Origin of the sequence: Tamaricihabitans halophyticus (assembly GCF_004340875.1) — a bacterium.
Classification (GTDB): domain Bacteria; phylum Actinomycetota; class Actinomycetes; order Mycobacteriales; family Pseudonocardiaceae; genus Tamaricihabitans; species Tamaricihabitans halophyticus.
Genome location: NZ_SLXQ01000001.1, coordinates 727427 through 749764, shown reverse-complemented (window position 1 = coordinate 749764; position 22338 = coordinate 727427). Strand labels below are relative to the sequence as shown.

The window sequence follows — 22338 nt, the reverse complement described above, 5'->3', positions numbered from 1 at the left end:
GGAGTCTGCTGATGCGGACTGATGTACGACCGGTACTGATCGTAGGCGGCAGTGTGGTCGGTTTGACGACCGCGTTCTTCCTTGCCTCGTACGGCATTCCCACCCTTGTCGTCGAGTCGCACCCGGCCGCGGGAACTCACCCGAGGGCGCGCGGACTGAACCCGCGGAGCATGGAGCTTTTCCGGCCGTGGGATGTTGAGGAGACCCTGCGCGAGGGCACCCCGGAGATCCACGGCGATGAGCTGATCGTCCAACTCACCTCGCTGGCAGGTGAGGAGATCCGCCGGATGGAACTCGAGTCCTTCACCGAACTCGACCGGCTGAGCCCGACCACCTGGCTGAGCATCGGGCAGGACAAACTGGAACCCAAGCTGTGCGAACTCGCGCGGGAACGTGGCGCGGAGGTGCGCTACGGCCACCGGATGCTGGACTGTGCGCAGGATGATGATGGGGTTTCGGCTACCGTGCTCGACCGGGCGAGCGGCGCGGAGTATCGAGTGCGCGCGCGGTATCTGGTTGGTGCGGACGGTCATCGCGGTCAGATAAGGGAGCTGCTGGGGATCGGCGCCACCGAGGTAGCGGAGAGCAATACGGCACTAAGCGCGCTGTTTCGCGCCGATCTGTCCGAAGTGCTCGCTGGTCGGAACATCTCGATCGCGATCACGGTCGGCCCTGGCACGCGAAACTCGGTTCTCACCTGGGTCGAGGACGATATGTGGATGGTCGGCTTCCGACACGACGCCGAGGTGGGTGGCGAGGTCGAGTTCACCGAAGAACAGTGGGTTGAGGTGATCCGAGCGGTCGCCGGTGATGAGTCACTCGCCGTTGAGATCACCTATACCGATCAGTGGGAGGTTGGCGCCCGGATCGCCGACACCTATCAACGCGGCCGGATCTTTCTCGCCGGAGACTCGGCGCATCTGATGCCTCCGTCGGGCGCGTTCGGTGCAAGCACGGGAACCCAGGATGCGCAGAATCTCGCGTGGAAGCTGGCGATGGTCCTGAACGGGCAGGCTGGCACCGGACTGTTGGACAGCTATACGGCTGAGCGGCAGCCGACCGGCGCGCTGACCGTCCGCCAGTCGGCGCTGCGAGCTCGCGAGCGGCGTCAATCCGCGGATACCGAGCGACTACCGGAGAACACGGTGATGCTCGGGTACAAGTACCAATCGCCTGCGGTGCTGACGGAGCCCGGAGACACCGCGGGCTATGCCGACCCGAACACGCCGACCGGTCTGCCGGGAAGTCGAGGTCCCCATGTTGTGGTCGAAACGAAGGGTGCGCAGAAATCGCTGCTCGACCTTTACGGACGTGGCTTCGTGCTGCTTACCGGTCCCGATGGTACGGAATGGGTCAAGGCAGGTGAGGCGGTCGCCGCCGAGCTGGGTATCGACCTTGCGGCCTGGACCGTCGGACCGCGGGAAGCGTCCGCGGATCTGGTTGACGTGCACGGTGTCTGGAACGAGCAATACGGCGTAACCAACGACGGTGTCGTGCTGTTGCGGCCGGACGGCATCATCGCGTGGCGCTCGAAATCCGCGGCGGACGACCGAGAGAACGAGTTGCGGACCGCACTCGAGCGGATCCTTTCCCGGCGCATGGGGAAACCGACCACATTGGCCAACAGTTGAGAAAGGACGGATGACACATGCGTGTGCTGTTCACCGCGTGGGGATGGGCATCCCATTACTTTCCACTGGTTCCCCTTGCCTGGGCAACACGAGCCGCCGGACACGAAGTGTGCATGGCCAGCCAGCCCCAGTTGCTACCGACGATGCTCGAATCCGGGTTGCCAGCTAGGGCTGTTGGCCAGGAAGCCGACCTGACGGAGATATTTCAGCGACTGATGGCACCGCTGGTGAAGGTGCACGCGGACCCGGATGCCACCGACGAGCAGCGGCAGGCGCTGCGCACGATGCCCTATCGGCTGTTCTCAGAAGTCGCGTGGTCGATGGCTGACGAGTTGATCGAGCTTGCCCGCAGCTGGCGGCCGGATCTCGTTATCTATGAGCCCACCGCCTATGCGGGCCTGCTGGCGGCAAGCGCGATCGACGTGCCCGCCGTCCGGCATATCTGGGGCACCGACTACTTCTACTACGGCAGGGACGCCGAGCAGCAGGTGCTGCCGGAGTATCTATTCGGCCGGTACGGCCTGCCGGAGATCGACGGCGCGGGCGCGATCACCATGGACGCCTACCCGCCAAGTATGCAGTTGGAGTCGGACTGCTCCCGCTGGCCGGTGCGTTTCTTGCCATACAACGGTTCCAGTGCCGCGCCGGCCACGTTGACCGAACCACCGGAAGGTGGGCGCAAGCGGGTGTGCCTCACGTGGGGGACCATCGTTTCGCAGATCGGCGACGAGATGTTTGCGTTACCGGACATTGCGAAGGCGCTTTCCGCGGTACCCGATGTCGAACTGGTCGTGCTGGTTACACCGGCGCAACGAGAGCGGCTTGGCGAGCTGCCAGACAAGGTTGCGGTGGCCGTTGGCGCGCCGCTGAACCTTGTGCTGCCGAACTGTTCCGCGCTGGTTCACCAAGGGGGAGCCGGGAGTGTGGCGACCGCGTTGAGCTGCGGGGTTCCACAGATGATCATCCCGCAGATCCCGGATCAGCTGTTCGCGGCGCGCAGTATGGCTGCCAGTGGAGCGGGAACTTTTGTACCGCTTGCCGAGGCCGGCCCCAGTTCACTCGGCTCGGCGGTGGACGCCTTGCTACACGACCCGTCCTACCGAGCGGCGGCACGCCGGATCGCGGCGGAGATGGCGGAGACTCCTCCTCCTGCTGACGCCGTCGCCGAGCTGACACGGCTCGCGTCCGGTTCGCCCACGGAAACCGTCGGCTCGAAAGTGTGTCAGTAATGACCGCGTTCATCGAAGCGGCGGGACTCGTCAAGCGGTTCGGGCGGGTATCGGCCTTGACTGGCCTGGACCTACACGTCGAAGAGGGAACGGTGAGTGGCCTGCTCGGCCCGAATGGCGCGGGCAAGACGACGGCCGTCCGCGTACTTGGCACTCTCGTCGCCCCCGATGCGGGCACGGCAACGGTTGGTGGCTACGACATCGTCCGGCAGAGTGGTCAGGTTCGTCAGCTACTTGGCCTTTCCGGACAGTACGCGGCCGTTGACGCACACCTGACTGGTCGGGAGAACCTCGAGCTTTTCGCGCAACTGCACCGTTACCGCAAGCGTGCCGCGGTACGCCGCGCCGACGAGCTGATCGACCGGTTTGACCTCGGAGGCTTCGTCAACCGGTTGACCAGGACCTACTCGGGCGGTATGCGCCGTCGGCTCGACCTGGCGGTGTGCCTGATCGCCCGGCCAAAGCTGATCGCACTGGACGAACCAACCACCGGGTTGGACCCGCGCAGCCGGTACACGCTCTGGGAGACGATCGATGAGCTGGTGGGGCAAGGTACGACGGTGTTGCTGACTACCCAGTACCTTGAGGAGGCCGATCGGTTGGCCGACCAGATCGTCGTGATCGACGGTGGCAGGGCGATCGCGACCGGGACCAGTGACGAACTGAAGGCAGACGTAATCGGGGAGCGGCTGCAGGTGGTCGCGGCGGACAATGACAGCCTGCCGGCGATCGAGGCGCTCCTTGAACGGATCGCGGGTACTACCGCAACCGTTGATCCGCAGCTTCGTTCGGTCGTCGTCCCGGTCAGTGATGGCCGGACATTGCTCGCCGAGGTCACTCGGCAACTCGTGGAATACGACATCGTGGTACACGAACTCGGTCTGCGGCGTGCCACCTTGGACGATGTTTTCTTCGCACTCACCGGCCACCGGACCGATGCGACGGTGGACGAGTCCGGCGACGGGGAGGCATTGGCGGCGTCGGCGGGAACTGACTCGCGTGGGGGTGAGCAGGTATGACGACGGCGGAGGTGACCAACTCGGTAGGCGCGCGCCTCGCCTGGATGGTGCGCGATTACGTGCTGCTCGCACGGCGGTACATGCTGCATGCCCGCCGACTACCGGCACAACTGTTCTTCACCATGCTGCAGCCATTGCTGTTCGTTGTGCTGTTCGCCTACGTGTTCGGAGAAGCGATCCCGTTGCCTGGCGGGGCGGACTACACCCAGTACGTTATGGTCGGCATCTTCTTGCAGACCATCGCGTTCGCGGGTATGACAACCGGTGCGGGCCTCGCGGACGAGCTTGGCCGTGGCATGGTTGACCGGTTCCGGTCGCTGCCGATGGCGCCGTCCGCGCCGCTGGTCGGCAGGGCCGTCTCGGACGTCGCCCGCAACGCGTTCACCATCGGGCTGATGATCCTTATTGGACTCGCGGTCGGCTGGCGGATCAGTTCATCGCCACTTCCGGCGATCGGCGGGTTCCTGCTCCTGCTGCTCTGCTCGTTCGTGCTGAGTTGGTGCGGCATGCTTGTTGGTCTGCTGGTCGGCAATACCCAGGGTGCGGTTTCGGCGGGGATTGGTGTGGTCTTCCCGCTCGTCTGGCTGTCGAACGCGTTCGTGCCACTTACTGGCATGTCCACGGGAATGCGCGCGATCGCTTCGTGGAACCCGGTCAGCTCGTTCAACGTCGCGATCAGGGAGCTACTCGGTAACCCGAATCCCGTTGGCGCCGATCCGGCACTGCCGATGCGCTATCCGATCGCGGCTTCGTTGCTGTGGATTCTCGCCGTGCTGATCGTGTCGAGCTGGGGCGCGATGCGCGCCTACCGTCGCCGTACCAGTTGAGCACCAGGCAAACCAAGGAGGCATCCGATGTCCGGAATCGCTGGGTGGGTCGACTTTCGTCGGGACATCCGAGACTGTGCTCCGGTGCTCCGGGCGATGACCGGAACGCTGGCTTGCCGGGGCCCGGACGCCGAGGGTGTGTGGTTGTCCGAGCACTGCGGGATCGGGCAGCGTTCACTGGGTGCTTCCGGAGGCGCGCGGCGGCCAGTTTCCGTTGAGCACGGCGGGGACCTGATCGCCGCGATCGGATTTACCGGAGCGCTCGGCAATGCGCGCGAGTGTCGGGCAGAGCTTGCTGGCCGCGGTTACAAGTTCCGGACCGAGCTGGATGACGAGGTCGCACTCGCGGCGTACCTGGAATGGGGTCGTGCCGCTGCTAACCGGCTGGACGGTTCGTTCGGCCTCGCGATCTGGGATGAGCGCGATCAGCAGTTGCTGCTTATCCGTGATCGCGTCGGTATGAAGCCGCTGTACTACTATCCGCTTGCCGATGGGTTGTTGTTCGGTTCGGAGCCAAAGGCGATCCTCGCGCATCCGAAGGCTGAGGCGGTTCTCGACGCCGAAGGTCTTTCCGAGCTGCTCGCCTACGCCGGTAGTCCGGATCGAGGTTTCTTCGCTGGACTGCGGAAAGTCCGTCCGGCGCATACCTTGCTGTGCAGGGAAACGAGCCGAAACGAGCAGCGCTACTGGCAGTACTCCGCGAAGGTGCACGTCGAGGATCTGGCGAGCACGGTCGAGACCACCCGGGGCCTGCTGGGCGCGAGTGTCCGCCGCAGCATGAATGCTCGTGAACCGGTTGGTTTCCTACTCTCCGGTGGGCTCGACTCGAGTGCGGTGGTTGGCCTCGCGGCGGAGACCGGTGAGGCGCCGAAGACCTATACGGTTACCTTTCAGGATGAGTCGGCGCAGTTCGCGCCAGATGCGGTTCGTGCCACCAGAGACGCGCCCTTTGCGCGGGAGATGGCCGAACACGTTGGCGCCGACCATGAGGAAATCCTCGTGTCCACGGACGACCTACTCGACCCGGTCGCAAGGGCCGCAACGATCCGGGCGAAGGACGCTCCTTCGATGCTCGGGGATATGAACACGGCGCTCTACCTGCTCTGCCAGGCGGGTGCCAGGTACACCAAGGTGGCGCTGTCTGGGGAGATCGCCGATGCGATTTTCGGCGGGAATGTCTACAGTTCGGTGCGTGACCCGGTGGCGTTGCCCTGGATGGATTTTCATGCCAAGCATGCCGGTCATCCATACCTCGGCGGAGGCTTGCTTGACCGTACCCTGCTGGCGAAGCTCGACCTGGTTTCCTTCGGGGCGGATTTACGCCGACAGACCGAGCAGGAGACGCCGATCCCCGACGGGATCAGCGATGAGGAGCGGCGAGCGCGTAAAGCAACCTATCTACAGCTGACCCGGTGGATGGAGAACCAGGTCGAGCACAGCGAACGATACGCGATGGCTGCGGGTATCGACGTGCGCCTGCCCTTCACTGACCACCAGCTGCTTGACTATGTCTTCAATGTTCCGACCGCACTCAAGTTCTTCGATGGCAGGGAAAAGAGCCTGCTGCGTGCCGCCACGGCGAACCAGATGCCGGACTCCGTGCTGACCAGGCAGAAGAGTCCGTTTCCGGTCAGCGCCAAGCGCGACTACCAGCGACTGCGGTACGCCGAGCTTGCCGAGGTACTGGACGACTCGCGGTCCCCGGTTTTGCCGCTGCTCGATGCCGATGCGGTGCGTGCCAAGTTGGCCGATCCGACGGAGGTCGACGGCGGCTGGGTCGCCAGGACGGACGTGGAAATGTTGTTGACCATGAATACCTGGCTGCGTGAGTACGGGGTTCGAATTGCCCTGTAGCGACGGGTACACGTGCACGCTGGTGGATCTTGTTGGAGACAACGAACTACGTGGAGGTCGAGGAGGCCGTGGTGACTGATCTATCGGCGGCGACGCCAGCGCCGGAGGGGACCTACTGGGAATGGATACTTGGCCACGAGCGAATGCCGTCCTTCGACCGCTTGCTGATCCTGACGTTCGGAACAAGGATCGTTGGTGTGGTCCGTGCTATCGCCGAGCTCGGTATCGCGGACCAGCTTAAGGACGGACCGTTGCACGTGGCCGAACTGGCGGCGGCGAGCTCGGCTGACGAACTCTCGCTCTTCCGGTTGATGCGCGCGGCGGCCGCACTTGGCCTGTTCGCCGAGCTCGAAGACGGCCGGTTCACGATGACCCTGGAGGCCGAACCACTGCGCAGTGATATCGACCGCAGCCTGCGGGACCTGGTTCTGTTCAGCGGAGCTGACTGGGCCGCGCGGCCGTTCATGGCACTGGCCGATGGTGTGCGGACCGGGCGCTCCGCGTTTGAACTGGTCCACGGGAAGACGTTCTACGAGTATGCGGAGTCTAATCCCGAGCAGGGCGCGCTGTTCGATCGCACCATGGCGCAGCGCAACTGGCTCTCGGCCATGAGCCTACTGCGCCAGGTCGACTTCTCCCCCTTCAGCTCGCTTGCCGACCTTGGTGGGGGGCACGGGGCCTTTCTCAATGCCGTGCTACGCAGGTATCCCTCGTTGGAGGGTGTGCTGTTCGACCGGGCGCAGGTGATCAGGGACGCGGAGTCGCTGCTTGTCGGGCAGGATATCGCTGACCGGGTCCGGGTTGAAGCGGGGGATCTGTTCGAGACGGTTCCGGAAGGACATGACGTGTACACGCTGAGCGCGGTCCTCAGTGGATTCGACGATGAGCAGGCGAATCGGATACTTCGTCGGGTCCGTACCGCGATGGGCACCGACCCGACGAGGCGATTGTTCGTGTTCGAGAAGGTCCTGATCGAGACGAGGAACAGGTTCGATTACAGCAAGCTGCTCGACGTCGACATGCTGGTGCTGTTCGGAGGCAGGGAACGAACGTGGCGGGAATGGCACACGTTGTTCGATGGCGCGGGTCTCGAACTACTTGGCGATGCCCCGGATTCGTCGCAATCGCCATGGGCAGCGCTGGAATGCAGGGTTGCGCTACCGGCTTGAGCCGCACAACTACCTTGCGCGGCTTTCTTGGTCGGCAGTGGAATCTGGTAGCGGGTCGGGGCGAGTTCGGCGGAGCAGCCACCAGATCACGGTCGCCGTGACGATTGTGATGGTCATACCGCTGAGCGCCGCTGCGCCGACACTGTCTGAGTAGGCTGCCACAGCCGCATTCCGGAGCGCACTCGCTTGTGGCTCAGCCAGATTGTCCGCCACGGCAAGCGTTCCGTTTACCGTTTCGCCGGCTGCTGGATCAGTAGAGACGCCCGGTGCGTCGGCGATCCCGGCACTGTAGACGGCACCAGAGATCGCGCCGAACACGGCGATGCCTACCGCGCCGCCGAGCTCCGTGCTCGTTTCGGCGATTCCAGAAGCCGCACCTGCGTCCTTGGCTGGTGCGCTGCCAAGGACGAGGGTGTTCGCGCTGGTCGCGGTAAGACCCACGCCGAAAGTGAGCACCGTGTAACCGGTAAGGAATACCGCCATGCTGGTGTCCGACGAACCAATCGCGACGACCACGAACCCAGTAGCGGCACAGAGCAGACCGGAAGTCAACGTGGTCCCTGCACGGGTACGTCCGAGTAGCGGTGTCGCGGTCGCCGCGCCGGCCATCGTCCCGGCAAAGGTCGGCAATGTCCACAATGCAGCATCCAGCGCCGAGAGTTCATGCACGGTCTGCAGGAAGATGAAGGCGAGCGAACCGGTTCCCACGGTAGCAACGGTGATTATCGTGTTCGCTCCGATTGCCGCGGCGAAGGCCGGCAGCCGGAACAGGTTGATATCGATGAGCGGATGCCGTGCTCGCCGCTGGTGTGCGCCAAATGCGACGAGTCCGGCGATACCAATGGTCGCCGCGAAGGCGCCGACCGCGGTGGGTCCGTGCTGCGCCGTGTCCTTCAGCGCGAACACCAGACCAAGGATGGCGACCAGCGAAAGTGCGGCACCCGGTAGGTCGAAGCCGCCCTGACTCGACTGTCGTGACTCCGGTACCAGCAGCGGGCCGGCTAGTAGCAGCAGGATCATCACCGGCACGTTGATCAAGAACACCGAGCCCCACCAGAAGTATTCGAGCAGGATGCCGGCGATGATCGGACCAGCGACGGCGCCACCGCCGAAGGCTGCCGTCCAGCAACCGACGGCGATCCTGCGCTGCCCGGGATCGGGGAACATGTTCCGGATCAACGACAGCGTGGATGGAGCTAGAGTGGCGCCCCCTATGGCAAGCAGCGCCCGCCCGACGATAAGCAGTTCCGCGTTTGGTGCGTAGGCAACGAAGACCGAAGCAGTCCCGAACAGGCTGGCGCCAATGAGAAGTAGCTTCCTGCGGCCGATGCGGTCACCGAGGCTGCCCATGGTGATCAACAGCGATGCGATGACGAAGCCATAGATATCCATCGCCCACAGCCATTGGTTGGTGGATGGCCGCAAGGATTCGACGATTTCCGGCGCGGCGATGAATAGCACGGAAATGTCCATCGCGACCAGAAGCGCCGGCAGCAACAGGATGGCTAGTCCTAGCCAGGTACGGGCGGTAGCAGTAGGAGGCGAGGGCAACATGACTTTATCGTACGTACGTCAAAATTGCTCTGCAATACGTACGTGCGTAAAAGTGTTAGGGTTGACCCATGAGTCAACGCGATGACCTGCTGGCTGGCGCGCGGAAATGCCTGGTCGAGAAGGGGTATCAGCACACGACGGCGCGCGATATCGCCGCTGTTTCGGGCTCGCACCTGGCGTCGATCGGTTATCACTTTGGTTCGAAGGACGCCCTGATGAACCTCGCCGCGCTCGAGGCGCAGGACGAGTGGGGTGGGCGGATCAGCGAGGCGGTCAGTGCCAGCGCGCGGGCAGAGCCCTCGGATCGCCTGCGCGTCGCCCTAGATGAGTTCCTCAGATCGTTGCCGGTGCATCGCCCGCTGATCGTCGCCAGCGTGCAGGCCTTCGCTCAGGCGGAGTTCGCCGATGAGATTCACGAGGCTCTGGACCAGCGCGGGGCCGAGGGTCGGGACGAGCTTGCCGCGATGTTGCTTGGCATCGATCCCGAGGAGATCGATATGGAAGCCGCAGCGACTGTTGGTCCGGTGGCCCACGCGTTGATCCTGGGCTTCTCGGTGCAGTCACTGGTTTCGCCCGATGCCGTGCCAACCGGCGAGCAGGTCGTCGCCGCGCTGCGAAAGCTGGTCGACGAGTAGGCGAGCTTGCCGGCTAGTTGGTCACGCCGTGCCCTGCTATCCGTTCCAGGTGTTCGGTTACCCCGGCGGCGAGCGTGCTGGGACTGGGGAAACCACAACGCCGCGCGACCTCTTCGGACACCCAGCCGAACACCCTGGCGCTGGCACGTAGCGCGCGCCAGCCGTCCTCGGCGACGAAATGTCCGTACACCTCATGCAGTTCACGCCACAGTCCGGCGGGCAGCCACTGATCCATACGGTGCCCGATATGCCAGATGTCCGGCGCACCAGCAGGTTCGGTGGCCGCGTACCACTGGAGCATCTCGAGTAGGAACTCCTTCATGGTGTTATCGCGGAACTTCGCCACCCACAAATCGCCGCGCGCGAGGTAGATGGGTACCTGGCTGGCTTCGAACCAGAACTCGCGGATCGCGTTGTCGAACTCGTCGTGACTTGGTCGAGCGGGCACCGGTGCGGCGCCGGTTGGCTCCGGGAGGTTGCTGGCGATCCCGTTCTTGTCGAGATGTACCAGATAACCCCGCTGGTAAAGATCGTCCAATCCGGACGAAAGGTGGTGCAGCCGGTCTGGGCCGGCCAGCGTGTAATCGACCTTGCGGCCAGCCGCGTAAACCACAAGGCGGGTCGCCCATTCCGGTCCAGAATGGTCAGGTTCTTCCGCTGACGAGGTATCGATGGAAACCAGCTCCCTGCCGAACTCGGCGCTCCACCGCTGATCATCGACAAGATCCCGCCAGCCCGAACCGATGAGTTCGATATCCAGATCGGAGAACTCGTCGACGCGCGTGCCGCGAGCCCGGGAACCCGTTTGCACCACGGCGTCCACCCGCGGGTCGGTGCGTGCCCAAGTAACAATGCTGGCAAGTAGTTCGTTGGGATCCTCCATGTGGTGAGTCTAAGTCCGCGTGCCCGGGGGTCGAGTCCAGTGACCGCAAGATCCCTAAAGATTGCGGTTCGGTGGCAATAGCTCCGGGTGCGCCCTCGGCCGCCAAGTGGTTCACCTATGCGGATCGCCGACGTCCAACCCAGCCATCTCCACCACCGCGGCGGCATCGAGGACTAGTCGGGAGAACTCGCCGGCGTGGGTCAGTGGCAGGTAGTGCCCGGCGCCCGGCACGATGAGCAGTCGTCCGTCCACGCAGGCATCGAGAAAGCGGCGCTCGTGTCGCCGGAAGTGGTCGCGAGCGCCATTGATCAGCCAGACCGGGCCGGGGTACCGCGCGAGTTCGGCGAGAACGTCGAAGTCGTCGAAAGCCTTCGCCGCATCCGGGATCACCTCGGTCGCGATCCCGCCTGCCACCACCGCGTCCGCGAGCGGTCGTGGCAGAGCGGCGTTGAACTGCCAACGGCTGATCCGCTCACCGCGATCCGGAAGCCGCATGAACGCGCGGTGCGCCAGCCGGAACGGCGTCTCTAGTGTTCGCCCGGGAATGAAGCTGGAGCCGGCGACGACCAGACCGGCCACGCGTTCGGGATGCCGGGCCGCCGCGGCGATGGCGACGTAGCCGCCGAGCGAGTGGCCCACGGCCAGGGCCGGCTCGTCGACAGCGTCGACGACTGCTTGTACCGCATGGGAGAGCGTGAACGGCGAGCCACGATGGGCGCCGTGGCCAGGTAGGTCGATCGCCCTCGCGGGGTGCCGCGTACCCACTTTCTCCACCTGCTCGACCCAGGCCGCGCCGCTGATGCGGATGCCATGGACGAACACGACGGGAACCATAGAACCTCCACAAGCAACGCACCGTTGCGTTGCACTGTAGTCATCGATTTAGCACAACGCAACGGTGCGTTGTATTATTGGCCCGTGAGCATACGGAGTGGCCCCCGCAAGGAAGAGGCGATATTTGCCGCGACCCTCGAACTGCTGGCCGTGCACGGCTACGACAAGCTGGCCATCGAATCGGTCGCCGTTCGATCCGGGGTCAACAAGACCACCCTGTATCGGTGGTGGCCGTCGAAGGACGCGCTTCTGGCCGCGGCGCTCACCAACTCCGGGCTGCTCAGCATCGACGTGCCGGACACCGGCAGCCTGCGCACCGATCTTCTCGCCGTGGCTCGGCAGATCGCCAGGCTGCTCACATCCGAGCGCACCGCGCCCATCGTCACGGCGGCACTCACCGTGGCACCGCGCCGACCGGAACTCGCCGAGGTCGCACGAACGTTCTTCGCCGACCGGATGGCCCGCGAACAGCCGATCTTCCAGCGGGCGTGGGAACGTGGCGAACTCCGTCTTGGCCTCGACCCGGCTTCGATCATGGACCTGCTCGCCGGAGCGATCTGGTTCCGGCTGCTCCTGCGCGGCGGCGAAGCGTCACCGGCTTTCCTGGCGGAAACCGTGGATCTCGTGCTGGAGGGTGGGACGCAGAACCTCTAGCCTCACCAACGGTTACCCGGAGCGGCCCAGTGACCGCAAGATCCCTAAACAATGCGGTTTCCGTGGGTGCGCGGCCCGCACTGTCATTCCGTTCTCGTTTTCGGACTCTGATGCTTTCCGTACGCGGGCGGTGCTGGACGGGCCGCCGGTGTGCTCGCACACTTGGGTACTAGCTACTTGGCAGGGGTGAACTCCGATGCGAAGTGAACGGCATTACCCGGTCAAGCGGGTATGGGGCTGGCTACGCGCGCTGAACAGCGACGTCCAGCGCGGCATGGATATCGGCGGCCTCACCCGGTACGCGGACGACGCGAACCGCCAGACGGTCGAGCTCGCTGGCGAAGAGTTGTTCCTGCCATGGACGCCACCCGCGGAGATGTTCGTATCGGACGACTCGATCCTCATCAGGATGGACCTGCCCGGACTTGCCCGCCCGGAGATCGATTGCTCGCTGGTCGCTGGCACCCTGACCGTCTCCGGCACTCGCAAGGTTTCCAGGGCATCCGGAAGATGCTACCTACGCGGGCCTACGTATGGCCCGTTCCGCCGAAGCATCAGCCTGCCGCGCCGGTTCGCCGCCGCGAGCCAGCTGTGTACGGTACTGGAGAACGGCGTACTCGAAGTCGTGATCCTGCCCTAGTCTTTTCACAATAGACAGTCAGGCTGGCCTCGCGAGTTTGAGGAAAGGGACACTCTGGCCGACCTCGCGGAAATCGGCGGCACCGCCATCTACCGCGAACCCCATGGTTCGGCACAGTCGCATCGCGATCTTCGGATGTTTACTCGCGTAGTGGGCCATGATCTCGCCGCCCTCCGCCGCGGACAGCGGGATCGCGGTGGCCGCGCCCCTTCGCCGTCCCACCTGGATCGTCACCTCGGGATTATGCCGGACGTTGCGGTACCAATCAGCGCGTTCACCGAATCCGGAGCAGACATAGAACCCATCATCGACCTTGCCGACGACTTCGATAACCACCTCGCGCGGCTTTCCCGATTTGCGACCGGTATGGGTGAGTCGAAGGAATCGACCACCAAGTAGCCAGCCGAAACCGGCGCGGTACAGGTGAATTGGTGTCCTGGCCAGTAGCCGACCGATACCGGTTGGCGGGTCTGGCTTGTCAATGATCTCCAAGGTTGGCCTCGCTCACCTGCGACTAGCTGTTTCCGATCCACCGCGCGCACGCTCGGTGACCGCGTTCTTCCAGGCTAGCGCGGTTGCGGCGGGCGCGCTCAGCTGTTGTGTTCGGCTCGATAGACCGTGTCGTTCGACCGATAGACGGTGAGCGCGCGTGGCTGGGTACGGAACAGGAACCGCCTGCCGAGCGGGCCGAGTTCACCATCGGTGGCGATTCGCGTCGCACCTTCGGGTAGCCGCACATCCAACTCGTAGGCATCAAACTGGTGATACACCCGGCTGGCCGCCAAACTGCGGGTCAGCGCCGCGAGTACGAATCTGGTGCGCGAGTACGGTAGGTCAGCGCGCAGGTACCGAACGTCGAGCAGCCCGGTGTGCATCGCCTGGCGGCGCACCGGGCTGAACTCCTTTGGCTGATAGCTGCCGTTCCCAACGAACAGCAGCCAGACCGAGCGCGCCCTGCCATTCAGCAGCACCGGGATCGGCTGGGCCCGTCGTAGGGTGCGAATCATCGCCACGATCATCGCCGCATGCCTGCCGTAGCGCGGTTCGAGCAGATTGCGGACCCGGACGATCGCGGGGTACCCGCCGAGGCTAGCGGTGTTCACGAACCACCGGGCCAGTTGCTCGTCTCGGTTCGTCGTTACCTGCAGCAAACCGAGATCGACCTTGCTCGACATCCCGTTGCGGGTCGCCCGCACCGCCGCCGATGCCGCGCCGATCCCGATATCCCTGGCGAAATGGTTCAACGTTCCGGTCGGCACCACGACGAGCGGGAGTCGGTGTCGGTGTGCCACCGCGGCCACGGCGGCGACCGTCCCATCGCCACCAGCAACGCCGAGTGCGGCGAGGTCAGGCTGGTTGGCCGCTACCGCCGATTCGACTTGTGCGTCGACCGGCGGGCGACGATTCAGCTCGACCAGCCGCGCATTCGGCCAGAGCGCGGCCATCCGGCTTGCCGTGCGGATATCCGGATTGCCCGATTCAGGGTTGTGGAACAGCAGTAGCCCGGTGCCATCCGGTAGTGGCGGTGCCTGTGCCGGGCGCGCGGCGTGTGGCTGAGCCACGGTGCGCAACGGCCACCAGTGTCGGGTGGCAAGCGCGGCAACCGAGCCAAGCGCCGCGCCCGCAAGCACATCGGACGGCCAGTGCATCCCGGTGTGCACACGGGAGTAGGCGACCGCCGCGGCAAGTGGCGCGAGCGCGGCACCGGTTCGTTTGCGTTCCATCGCGGCGGCGGTGACAAAGGCGAAGGCATTCGCGGCATGCCCGGAAGGAAAAGCCGCTGATCCAGGTGGATTCGCCAGGCTCCGGCCGCGCGGCATCAGCCCGCTCGGCGGCCGCCGGCGAGCGAAGAGCTGCTTGCCGAGCAGGTTCGCCAGCAGGCTCGCGCCCCCAACCGCGGCCATGCCGCGTAGCCCCGCCCTGCGAAACTCGCCTGGCCGCAGGACAAGCAGCCCGCCGAGTAGCAACCAGAGTCGCCCGCCGTTCGCCGCCTCGCTGAGCTTGGCAAGGTTGCGATCCGCAGAGGTTGCCGGCAGCGCCGCCGTTCGTAACATGACTTTCCGGTCAATATCGACAATCTGGTCGCGAATCCTGGCGAAGCTGCTTGGCATGCGGACAAATTAGCGACTGCGAGGTGTGCTGCGCTTCAGCTACCCGGGTCTTGTCCAACTGGCGTGTTCGCGGTACTGGCGTCCACCGTGCCGCCAAACACGATCTGCTCAAGGCAATCGAGCGCGGCTGGCGGGGCTTCGGCGCCATCGAGGTAGCCGAGGTAGCAGTTCGCGACGAGTAGCTTGCGGTAACCGCCCCCGGCATCGGCCTCGCGCGCCGCCTGCTGGACAAGGAACGCTGCCTGCGTCGCCCTGGACAGCTCGCCCGTATAGCGCCCGGCGGCCGCTTGCGCCCAATCGTCCGGCGCGGCAAGCAACTCGTTACCACGCGCACGCAAGCGCGCCAACCTATCGAGGACCCGTTGCGCCGCGCGGGTAACCTCGGGGTCGGTGATCTTTGCCAAGCGGTCCGTCAGGTGTTCGGTCAGCTCGTCGTGTGCCCCGGACTTACGCATACAGCGCAGGGCGTCCAGCGCGATCACGTTGCTCGACCCTTCCCAGATCGAGCCGAGGTGCGCATCCCTGACTAGCCGGGGATTGACCCAGTCCTCGATGTACCCGTTGCCACCACGGATCTCCATGGCCTCCCCGGTCACCCACCTAGCCTGCTTGCAGATGGTGTACTTACCGAGCGGGGTGAGTACCCGGATCAACCGCCCGGCGAGTTCATCGCCCCGATCAGCTTCGTCCAGCAGTTTCGCGCATTCCAGCGCGAAACCCAGGGCAGACTCGGCATGCAGTTGCAGTGGCAGCAGGCTGGCGCGCATCAGCGGCTGATCGAACAGTGGCTTGCCGAAGACCACTCGCTGCTTCGTGTGCCACACCGATTCCCATACCGCGCGCCGCATCAAACCAGCCGAACGCAACACATTGGACAGTCGAGACACGTTGACCATCTCGGCCATCTGTCGGAAACCTCGAGAAAGATCGCCGACTGGCAGGGCATATGCGCCGTCCAAGGTGACCTCGCCGCTGGCCATCGACCTGGTGCCGAGCTTGTCCTTCAGCCGGTCGATCCGGTAGCTGTTCCGGCTGCCGTCCGGGCGCGTTCTTGGTACCAGGAACAAGCCGAGACCGGCGGTGCCGTCCGCCCCGCCCGGAACGCGCGCCAGCGTCAGGATCACGTCGGCGGAGGCGTTGGAGGCGAACCACTTCCGGCCGTGCAGTACCCAGTCATCGCCCTTCCGCCGCGCGGTCGTCTCGGTCTGCCCGACATCGGTGCCGCCGGCTCGCTCGGTCATGAACATCGCGCCGGTGAGCAGCGAGTCATGCTCGGTTGCGGTGAGACCGGCCAGATAATCGCCGAATACCGAAGGATCGCCGAACAGGCGCAGTACCCTGGCGGCGGAGTCGGTCATCGATACCGGGCAGCAGATGCCAAACTCTGCCTGTACGAACACATAGGACAGTGCGTACTTGGCGATATGCGGCGCGGTTGCCGGCCAGTAGTGGATCCCCGCGCGATGGGACATCGCGGCGAGCCCCAGCCGCTCGAAGGCATAGTTGGCCAGCTCGGTGTACGCGGGATGAAAGACGATCTCGTCTACTCGCTCGCCATTCGCGTCGTACTGCCGCAACCGTGGCGGGTTGGCATCGGCGGTGGTGGCCAGTTCGGACAGTCTGCCGGATGCCGCATCGTCCAGCTCACGTAGCACGGGTTGCAGTAGTGTGCGTTCATCCGGGCCGAGGAGCTGGTCGAGAAGGTTGCCGAGTGCGGGATCGGTGCCGGCGAAGGTATCGCCGGAAGGCCAGCTGGGGCGCGTGGCGGTGACCATGACGGAGCTCCATTGCGTTCGCCGGGCGATATCTGCACGATGACACCGGAGAACGCGGCCGTCCAATACCGATGCGCGGGGTGATTGAGTCGGTGTGCGAACTCAATCACCCCGAAGCTCGGTCAAGTCGGTGAGATCAGGCGAACGGCACGGTCAGGCAGGCGACCCGGTCGCCAGCGGTGCCGGCCTCACCATGGTGCGTGGCCGTCTCCTCGTTCTCGTGGATCACGATCGAGGCGGGCGCCCGGTCGGTGAACTTGAACGGCACCTCGGTCTCCGCGTCTCCCTCGCCTTCGCCGTCGGTGCGCAGATCGAGCCAGACCTCGTTCTCCGGGTTGGCGTACTTCGGGTCGGTAGACGGCTCGTCCTTGGTCGCCGCCGGGTCCACCTCGTTCTGGAAATGCGGTCCGGCGGCGTCGCCATCGTCACCGCACTTCTCGGTATGCGCGTGTACCGCGTATCCGCGGTTCGCGACCAGCCCTTCCACGTCGATCTCGATCTTGGTCCCGTTCCGCGTCTGCTCGGCTTCCACCGAGACCTCGGCGCCCTCCGGAGCCAGTTCGGTGTTGTAGGTGAAGGCCCCGTTGGCGGATTCCGGCGGGGCGAGCCGGCCGCTCTGTTCGACATCCGGCTGACCCTGCTGGTCGTCGTTGTCGTCCTGCTGGGTGGTGGCCGTCTGGTCACCCTGCTGGTTGTTCTGCGCTTGCCCGTTGCCTTCTTCGTCGTTTCCACAGGCGGTGAGCAGCAGCCCGGCCGCGGCAAGGGCGAGCAGTGTCCGGCTGGTCGATTTACCCCGGACGGTGGTCCTGCGCATGTGTCCTCATTCCGTCTTGCGTACCTGCTGTCCGTATGCTCGCGAGCTCAGGCGGTTACCGCAAATCCGGTGGTTCGGCCCGCCGAGGTAGTTTGCGAGCTCGGCATTATGTTGTGCTTATGACGCAAGGCGCTGGTGAGTTGGACAGCCTGGTGCGCAAACGCATTCGCGCGCTACGCGTGGCACAGGGTTGGTCGCTGGACGAGCTGGCCACCCGTGCTCGGCTGAGTCCGTCCTCGCTCAGCCGGATCGAGAACGGTCAGCGACGCCTTGCCCTCGACCAGCTCGTCACGCTGGCCAGAGCGTTGGACACATCGATTGACCAGCTGGTCGAGACGGACACCGATGACGTGATCGTCAATCCGATGATCGACGGCGCGCATGGCCTGATGCGGTGGCCGATCAAAGCCGAACCCGGGATGACCGTGCTGCGCCAGCGCATCACGGACCCGCCGCCGGACAACCCGGCCAGGATGCGGGCACATCCAGGGCGCGAATGGCTCGTTGTGCTTTCCGGGGTCGCCGTCCTGATGCTCGGGAACCGGCGCTTCCGGGTGGAGGCCAATCAGGCCGCTGAGTTCCCGACGATGGTCCCGCACGCGATCGGGAGTGGCGGTGGGCCCTGCGAAATCATTGGCATCTTTGACCGCGAAGCCCGACGAGGTCACGAACCCGACAAACCGGCCCATTCGGAGTCAGATTAGTCGGCCGGTTGCGTGCTCGGCGACCAGGACACTTATCTTCTTGCTCTATACGCAAGATCTCGTGCACTCCGCGCATAATGGACCTATGTTGGCGGCATGAAACCCATCGCGCCAGCCCAGCACGGACCTGCCCAGCACAACCACGCGGAAATCCTCGATCTCGACGCGGAAGTGCTTGCCGAGCACACCGCGGCCATCACCGCATGGTTGCCCGTCAATGCCGATCCACACGCGATCGTGGATCTGGGATGTGGCACGGGTGCGGGGACGTTCGCACTGCTCGACCGGTTTCCCGGGGCGCGGGTCACGGCCGTGGATTCCTCGGCCGAGCATCTGCAACGCCTACAGGACAAGGCCAGCGAGCGCGGGCTGGCCGACCGGGTGCACACTGTGCCGGCCGACCTCGACGCGACCTGGCCCGATCTCGGTGCGCCCGAGCTGGTGTGGGCCTCGGCATCGATGCACCATATGGCCGATCCCGAGCACGCCCTGCGTCAGGTACGCGATCTGCTCGCTCCCGGGGGCCTGTTCGCCGTCGTGGAGCTCGCCGGGTTCCCTCGGTTCCTGCCGGATGCCGCGCCGGAGGATCGTCCTGGTCTCGAGCAGCGCTGCCACGCGGCGAGCGATGGTCGCCATGCCGGGCGACTACCGCACCGGGGTGCCGACTGGGGCGAGAAGCTAGCCGTGGCCGGTTTCGAAGTGGCGGCCGAGCGAACTATCACCGTTGAAATTGGACGGTCCAGAGCGGGGGCGGTCGGCCGGTACGCGCTCAGCGGCCTGCGCCGGATGCGCGCGGCCGCCGCCGATGTGCTCAGTGCCGAGGACCTGGCCGCCTTGGATCGGCTGCTCGATACGGACGGCGCGGACAGCATCCTGCGCCGCGCGGACCTCGCGGTGCGCACCGAACGCACCGTATGGGCCGCGCGGCGAGCTGTCACCGGCTAGCTGGTAGCTGGCGTCTTGCCGTGTAGTTCCTCGATGCGCTGGAGCGTCCTGGTCGCGTTGGCGTCGCTGATCTCGCGCAGCACCACGCCGCCCCTGAGCAGATCACGCAGCAGTCGTGGTTCGGTACCCAGGAGCAGCGGCTCGAGGGTGCGCGGCAGCCGGATGAACCGACCGAACGCCACCAGTTGGCCGCCGGTGACCAAGCAGAGCAATGCGATTGTTGTCATGTGCCACCTCCAGTAGGTGCCGAGGTTTGCCTTCTTCAGCTAGATTGGCATAACACTCCAGCCATTTTTAGTGCCAATGGAGGACAAAATGGTTCATTCGCGGACCGTGGCTGAGCTGGCGGAACTACTCGGCGGCTGGTCGGTAGGGACCGGCCCGCTCTATCGCAAGCTGGCCGACGCGCTCGCGCGGTTGATCAATGACGGAGCGCTGCGGGCCGGTGACCGGCTGCCCGCGGAACGTTCGCTGGCCGGCGCGCTTGCGACCAGTCGAGCCACCGTTGTCGGTGCCTACGAGGAGCTTCGTGGTCGGAAGTTGATCGAGCGGCGGCAGGGCAGCGGGACCACGGTCGCCGAGCGCGTGGCCACGCCGGTTGGGGATGGGCGAGTGGCTGGCGGGCGGGCAACCGCCATGTTCCAGCGGTTGATCGATGGCCAGGGGCCATTGATCTCGTTGGCCTGGGCCGCGCAGGGCGGTTCCGCCGAAGTGGCTGGTGCGTTGGACGAGGTGCTGCGCTACGACATGACCCAACTGCTCGCCGACCCCGGCTATCACCCGCGCGGCCTGCCGGAGCTACGGGAGGCCATCGCGCGGTATTACACCGAGCTCGGGCTGCCTACCAGCGCGGACCAGATCCTGGTTACTACCGGGGCGCATCAGGCGTTGGTCGTGGTGGCCGAGGTCTATCTGCGCGAGCGAGCGCGTGTGGTCGTCGAGGCGCCCAGCTGGCCCGCATGCATGGACGTCTTCCGGGCGGTCAAGGCCGAGCTGGTGTCGATCGGGCTGGACGACGAGGGGATCCGGATACCCGAACTGGCCGCGACACTCGCCGAGCAGGTGCCAGCGCTGCTCTACGTCATGCCGAGCCACCACAATCCGACCGGCATCCTGATGTCGGATGCGCGACGGCGCCGGATCGCTGAACTGGCCGCGAAGTACGGCGTGCCGATTCTGGAGGACAACGCTTACGCCGGAATCGCGCATACCGAGTCCGAGCTGCCGCCGCCGCTAGCCGCCTACGCGCCGCTGGGGGTGGAGACGGTCACCGTGGAATCGCTCGGCAAGGCCGTGTGGGGCGGACTGCGGATTGGTTGGTTGCGGGGGCCGGTGGAGATCATCGAGCGGTGCGCCCGGCGCAAGGCGTTGGCCGATCTCGGTTCGCCGGTGATCGACCAGGCACTCGCGGCGCGACTGCTGCCGCAGTTGCCCGATCTTGCCGCGAAGCGTGCGGTGGAGCAGCGTGCCCGGCTGGACCAGCTCGAGCAGCTACTGACCGAGCGACTGCCGGCGTGGAGCTGGCGTCGGCCGGATGGCGGCGCCTCGCTGTGGGTGGCCCTGCCGGAGGTGCACGCGGATGTGTTCGCGCAACTCACGCTGCGACACGGAGTCGAGGTGATTCCTGGTTCCTCGATGGACCCGACGGGCGCGCATGACAACTACGTGCGGATTCCGTTCACCCATCCGCCCGAAGTGCTGACCGAGCTCGTGCAACGGCTCGGCAGGGCGTGGGACGAGCTCTGCCGGCACGGTCCTTCGGAAAGCGCGCCGCTTCGGCCGATCATTTAGCCCGCCGGTCAGCCTTCGGCGTCCAGCAGTGCCTTGGCTTGCGCCACCCGGGCGCGCGCGGCCTGCTCGCTGATGCCCAGCCGGGCCCGCAGAAACGCCACCAGGTCCGGATAGCCGAAGGTGATGCCATGCGCGAGGCAGGTAGCAAGCATCCACAGCGACCGGTCCTGTACCTGGCGGATCTCGGCGACCGTGCCGGCGAGCATGGTGACCAGTTCCCGGTCGGAGAGCTCGGATATCTCGTCATCGGCGGTGTCGGAGCGGTCCGTGGCATCAACTAGTTGTTCGATCATATGTTCGAATCTAGTCGATCGATGGCTTTCCCCGTCAAGCGGGTTCCCCCGGATCAGGGACGGCGGCTCGCGAGGACGCAGAACTCGTTGCCCTCGGGATCGGCGAGCACGACCCAGCTCTGCTCGCCCTGGCCAACGTCGGCGTGCCGGGCGCCGAGTTCGAGCAGCCGCTGAACCTCGTCGGCCTGTGTCCGGTCCGTCGGGTTGACGTCGAGATGCAGCCGGTTCTTGCCGGCCTTTGGCTCGGGCACGCGCGCGAAGGTCAATGCCGGGGGCACCGGCCCGGTGCGGTTGCGGTCTTCCGGTGCCGTCGGCGGCCCGATGGTGACCAGCTCGTCTTCCGCGTCCCAGACCTCGTAGTCCAGGACCAGGCCCCAGAACCGTGCCAATCCGCGCGGATCGGCGCAGTCGATCGCCAACTCGGTGAACTTACTGGCCATTGTGGGGCCTCCCGGTCTTGTGGCTTGTTCCGCGCGGATCGCGATGAGTTTTGCCCGGCAAGCGCGTCACCCTTGTCGACACACCCAATGAAGACAACCCCAATGAAGACAAGTGGAGTCGCACTGATGTCGAAGCCAGTGACCGTTGCCATGCCGATCGCCGACCGGCGGGTTTCGTATGCTTTCTACGGCGCCGGCCTTGGGTTCTCGCTGCCCGGCGAGCTCGAGGAGGACGGCGTCCCGGAACCACTGCAAGTACGGCTCGGCGAGCAGCTGCACGTGGCACTGATCCCCACGGGCGGGTTCGGCTGGGTAGTTGGCGGGCGTACGGTTGCGGCTCCAGGGCAACACGAATGCATCATCACCCTCAGCCTCGCTACCCAGGCTGGCGTCGACGAGCTGATCGCCAAGGCTCGCGCGGCCGGCGCGGATATCGTCACCGAGCCCGAGCAACAGGCATGGGGCTACGCCGCCGCGTTCGCTGATCCGGATGGCCATATCTGGCAGATCATGGTCGACGAGGCGTCGTGACTACC

General features: G+C 65.3%; 23 protein-coding genes. 13 read left to right on the top strand and 10 right to left on the bottom strand.

Annotated elements, in window-relative coordinates; translation table 11 throughout:
* Positions 1-11 precede the first annotated feature (11 nt).
* From EV191_RS03550 to EV191_RS03525, 6 genes are all read left to right on the top strand, one after another.
* Entirely contained in the window at positions 12-1631 is a 1620-nt protein-coding gene (locus tag EV191_RS03550; RefSeq protein ID WP_132875331.1) for an FAD-dependent monooxygenase, read from the top strand.
* 17 nt (positions 1632-1648) lie between these two features.
* Entirely contained in the window at positions 1649-2860 is a 1212-nt protein-coding gene (locus EV191_RS03545) for a nucleotide disphospho-sugar-binding domain-containing protein (RefSeq protein ID WP_132875330.1), read from the top strand.
* A complete protein-coding gene (locus EV191_RS03540; protein ID WP_132875329.1) occupies positions 2860-3879 on the top strand; it encodes an ATP-binding cassette domain-containing protein in 1020 nt (339 codons plus the stop codon). Before EV191_RS03545 ends, EV191_RS03540 begins: the two co-directional genes overlap by 1 nt.
* Complete coding sequence (locus EV191_RS03535; RefSeq protein ID WP_132875328.1) at positions 3876-4706, top strand: ABC transporter permease; 831 nt, start codon at positions 3876-3878, stop codon at positions 4704-4706. The genes EV191_RS03540 and EV191_RS03535 overlap by 4 nt, the downstream gene beginning before the upstream one ends.
* A 27-nt stretch (positions 4707-4733) precedes the next feature.
* Complete coding sequence (asnB, locus tag EV191_RS03530; protein WP_132875327.1) at positions 4734-6560, top strand: asparagine synthase (glutamine-hydrolyzing); 1827 nt, start codon at positions 4734-4736, stop codon at positions 6558-6560.
* A gap of 71 nt (positions 6561-6631) precedes the next feature.
* On the top strand, positions 6632-7729 hold the full coding sequence (locus tag EV191_RS03525) for a methyltransferase (RefSeq protein ID WP_132875326.1): 1098 nt from the start codon (positions 6632-6634) through the stop codon (positions 7727-7729).
* Positions 7730-7738: 9 nt separating this feature from the next.
* On the opposite strand, the gene EV191_RS03520 is transcribed toward EV191_RS03525, so the two are convergent.
* On the bottom strand, positions 7739-9283 hold the full coding sequence (locus EV191_RS03520; RefSeq protein WP_132875325.1) for an MFS transporter: 1545 nt from the start codon (positions 9281-9283) through the stop codon (positions 7739-7741).
* A 68-nt stretch (positions 9284-9351) separates the two neighbouring features.
* On the opposite strand from EV191_RS03520, the gene EV191_RS03515 reads away from it, so the two are divergent.
* The gene (locus EV191_RS03515) at positions 9352-9918 is read left to right on the top strand and encodes a TetR/AcrR family transcriptional regulator (protein ID WP_132875324.1); all 567 of its coding nucleotides are present in this window, start codon (positions 9352-9354) and stop codon (positions 9916-9918) included.
* Positions 9919-9931: 13 nt separating this feature from the next.
* On the opposite strand, the gene EV191_RS03510 is transcribed toward EV191_RS03515, so the two are convergent.
* Together EV191_RS03510 and EV191_RS03505 are read right to left on the bottom strand one after the other, a co-directional pair.
* Positions 9932-10801 (bottom strand): aminoglycoside 6-adenylyltransferase, encoded by an 870-nt coding sequence (locus EV191_RS03510; RefSeq protein ID WP_132875323.1) that lies wholly within the window; start codon positions 10799-10801, stop codon positions 9932-9934.
* A gap of 111 nt (positions 10802-10912) precedes the next feature.
* Positions 10913-11635, bottom strand: a complete 723-nt coding sequence (locus tag EV191_RS03505) for an alpha/beta fold hydrolase (protein ID WP_132875322.1) — start codon at positions 11633-11635, stop codon at positions 10913-10915.
* A gap of 84 nt (positions 11636-11719) precedes the next feature.
* Between EV191_RS03505 and EV191_RS03500 the strand changes: the two genes are divergently transcribed.
* Entirely contained in the window at positions 11720-12289 is a 570-nt protein-coding gene (locus EV191_RS03500) for a TetR/AcrR family transcriptional regulator (protein ID WP_132875321.1), read from the top strand.
* A gap of 196 nt (positions 12290-12485) precedes the next feature.
* Positions 12486-12929: an Hsp20/alpha crystallin family protein gene (locus tag EV191_RS03495; RefSeq protein WP_132875320.1), complete on the top strand. Its 444-nt coding sequence runs from the start codon at positions 12486-12488 to the stop codon at positions 12927-12929.
* Between the two features lie 18 nt (positions 12930-12947).
* Here the strand turns inward: EV191_RS03495 and EV191_RS03490 are convergent, their stop codons facing one another.
* The 4 genes from EV191_RS03490 to EV191_RS03475 form a co-directional block, all read right to left on the bottom strand.
* Positions 12948-13421, bottom strand: coding sequence for a nitroreductase family deazaflavin-dependent oxidoreductase (locus tag EV191_RS03490; protein ID WP_132875319.1), 474 nt, complete (start codon positions 13419-13421; stop codon positions 12948-12950).
* 98 nt (positions 13422-13519) lie between these two features.
* A complete protein-coding gene (locus tag EV191_RS03485) occupies positions 13520-15040 on the bottom strand; it encodes a bifunctional phosphatase PAP2/diacylglycerol kinase family protein (RefSeq protein WP_243658729.1) in 1521 nt (506 codons plus the stop codon).
* 35 nt (positions 15041-15075) lie between these two features.
* Positions 15076-16815 (bottom strand): acyl-CoA dehydrogenase family protein, encoded by a 1740-nt coding sequence (locus EV191_RS03480; RefSeq protein ID WP_132875318.1) that lies wholly within the window; start codon positions 16813-16815, stop codon positions 15076-15078.
* Between the two features lie 136 nt (positions 16816-16951).
* The gene (locus EV191_RS03475) at positions 16952-17629 is read right to left on the bottom strand and encodes a superoxide dismutase family protein (protein ID WP_132875317.1); all 678 of its coding nucleotides are present in this window, start codon (positions 17627-17629) and stop codon (positions 16952-16954) included.
* 119 nt (positions 17630-17748) lie between these two features.
* Here EV191_RS03475 and EV191_RS03470 point away from each other — a divergent pair, with 119 nt between their 5' ends.
* Positions 17749-18333: a helix-turn-helix domain-containing protein gene (locus EV191_RS03470; RefSeq protein WP_132875316.1), complete on the top strand. Its 585-nt coding sequence runs from the start codon at positions 17749-17751 to the stop codon at positions 18331-18333.
* 96 nt (positions 18334-18429) lie between these two features.
* On the top strand, positions 18430-19278 hold the full coding sequence (locus EV191_RS03465) for a class I SAM-dependent methyltransferase (protein WP_132875315.1): 849 nt from the start codon (positions 18430-18432) through the stop codon (positions 19276-19278).
* Here the strand turns inward: EV191_RS03465 and EV191_RS03460 are convergent.
* Positions 19275-19505, bottom strand: a complete 231-nt coding sequence (locus EV191_RS03460) for a hypothetical protein (RefSeq protein ID WP_132875314.1) — start codon at positions 19503-19505, stop codon at positions 19275-19277. The genes EV191_RS03465 and EV191_RS03460 overlap by 4 nt on opposite strands.
* Positions 19506-19593: 88 nt before the next feature.
* On the opposite strand from EV191_RS03460, the gene EV191_RS03455 reads away from it, so the two are divergent.
* Entirely contained in the window at positions 19594-21069 is a 1476-nt protein-coding gene (locus EV191_RS03455; protein WP_243658728.1) for an aminotransferase-like domain-containing protein, read from the top strand.
* Positions 21070-21077: 8 nt separating this feature from the next.
* On the opposite strand, the gene EV191_RS03450 is transcribed toward EV191_RS03455, so the two are convergent.
* Both EV191_RS03450 and EV191_RS03445 read right to left on the bottom strand, forming a co-directional pair.
* Complete coding sequence (locus EV191_RS03450; protein WP_132875312.1) at positions 21078-21362, bottom strand: hypothetical protein; 285 nt, start codon at positions 21360-21362, stop codon at positions 21078-21080.
* Positions 21363-21415: 53 nt separating this feature from the next.
* Positions 21416-21802: a VOC family protein gene (locus EV191_RS03445; protein WP_132875311.1), complete on the bottom strand. Its 387-nt coding sequence runs from the start codon at positions 21800-21802 to the stop codon at positions 21416-21418.
* A gap of 126 nt (positions 21803-21928) precedes the next feature.
* On the opposite strand from EV191_RS03445, the gene EV191_RS03440 reads away from it, so the two are divergent.
* Positions 21929-22333: a VOC family protein gene (locus EV191_RS03440; protein WP_132875310.1), complete on the top strand. Its 405-nt coding sequence runs from the start codon at positions 21929-21931 to the stop codon at positions 22331-22333.
* Positions 22334-22338 lie beyond the last annotated feature (5 nt).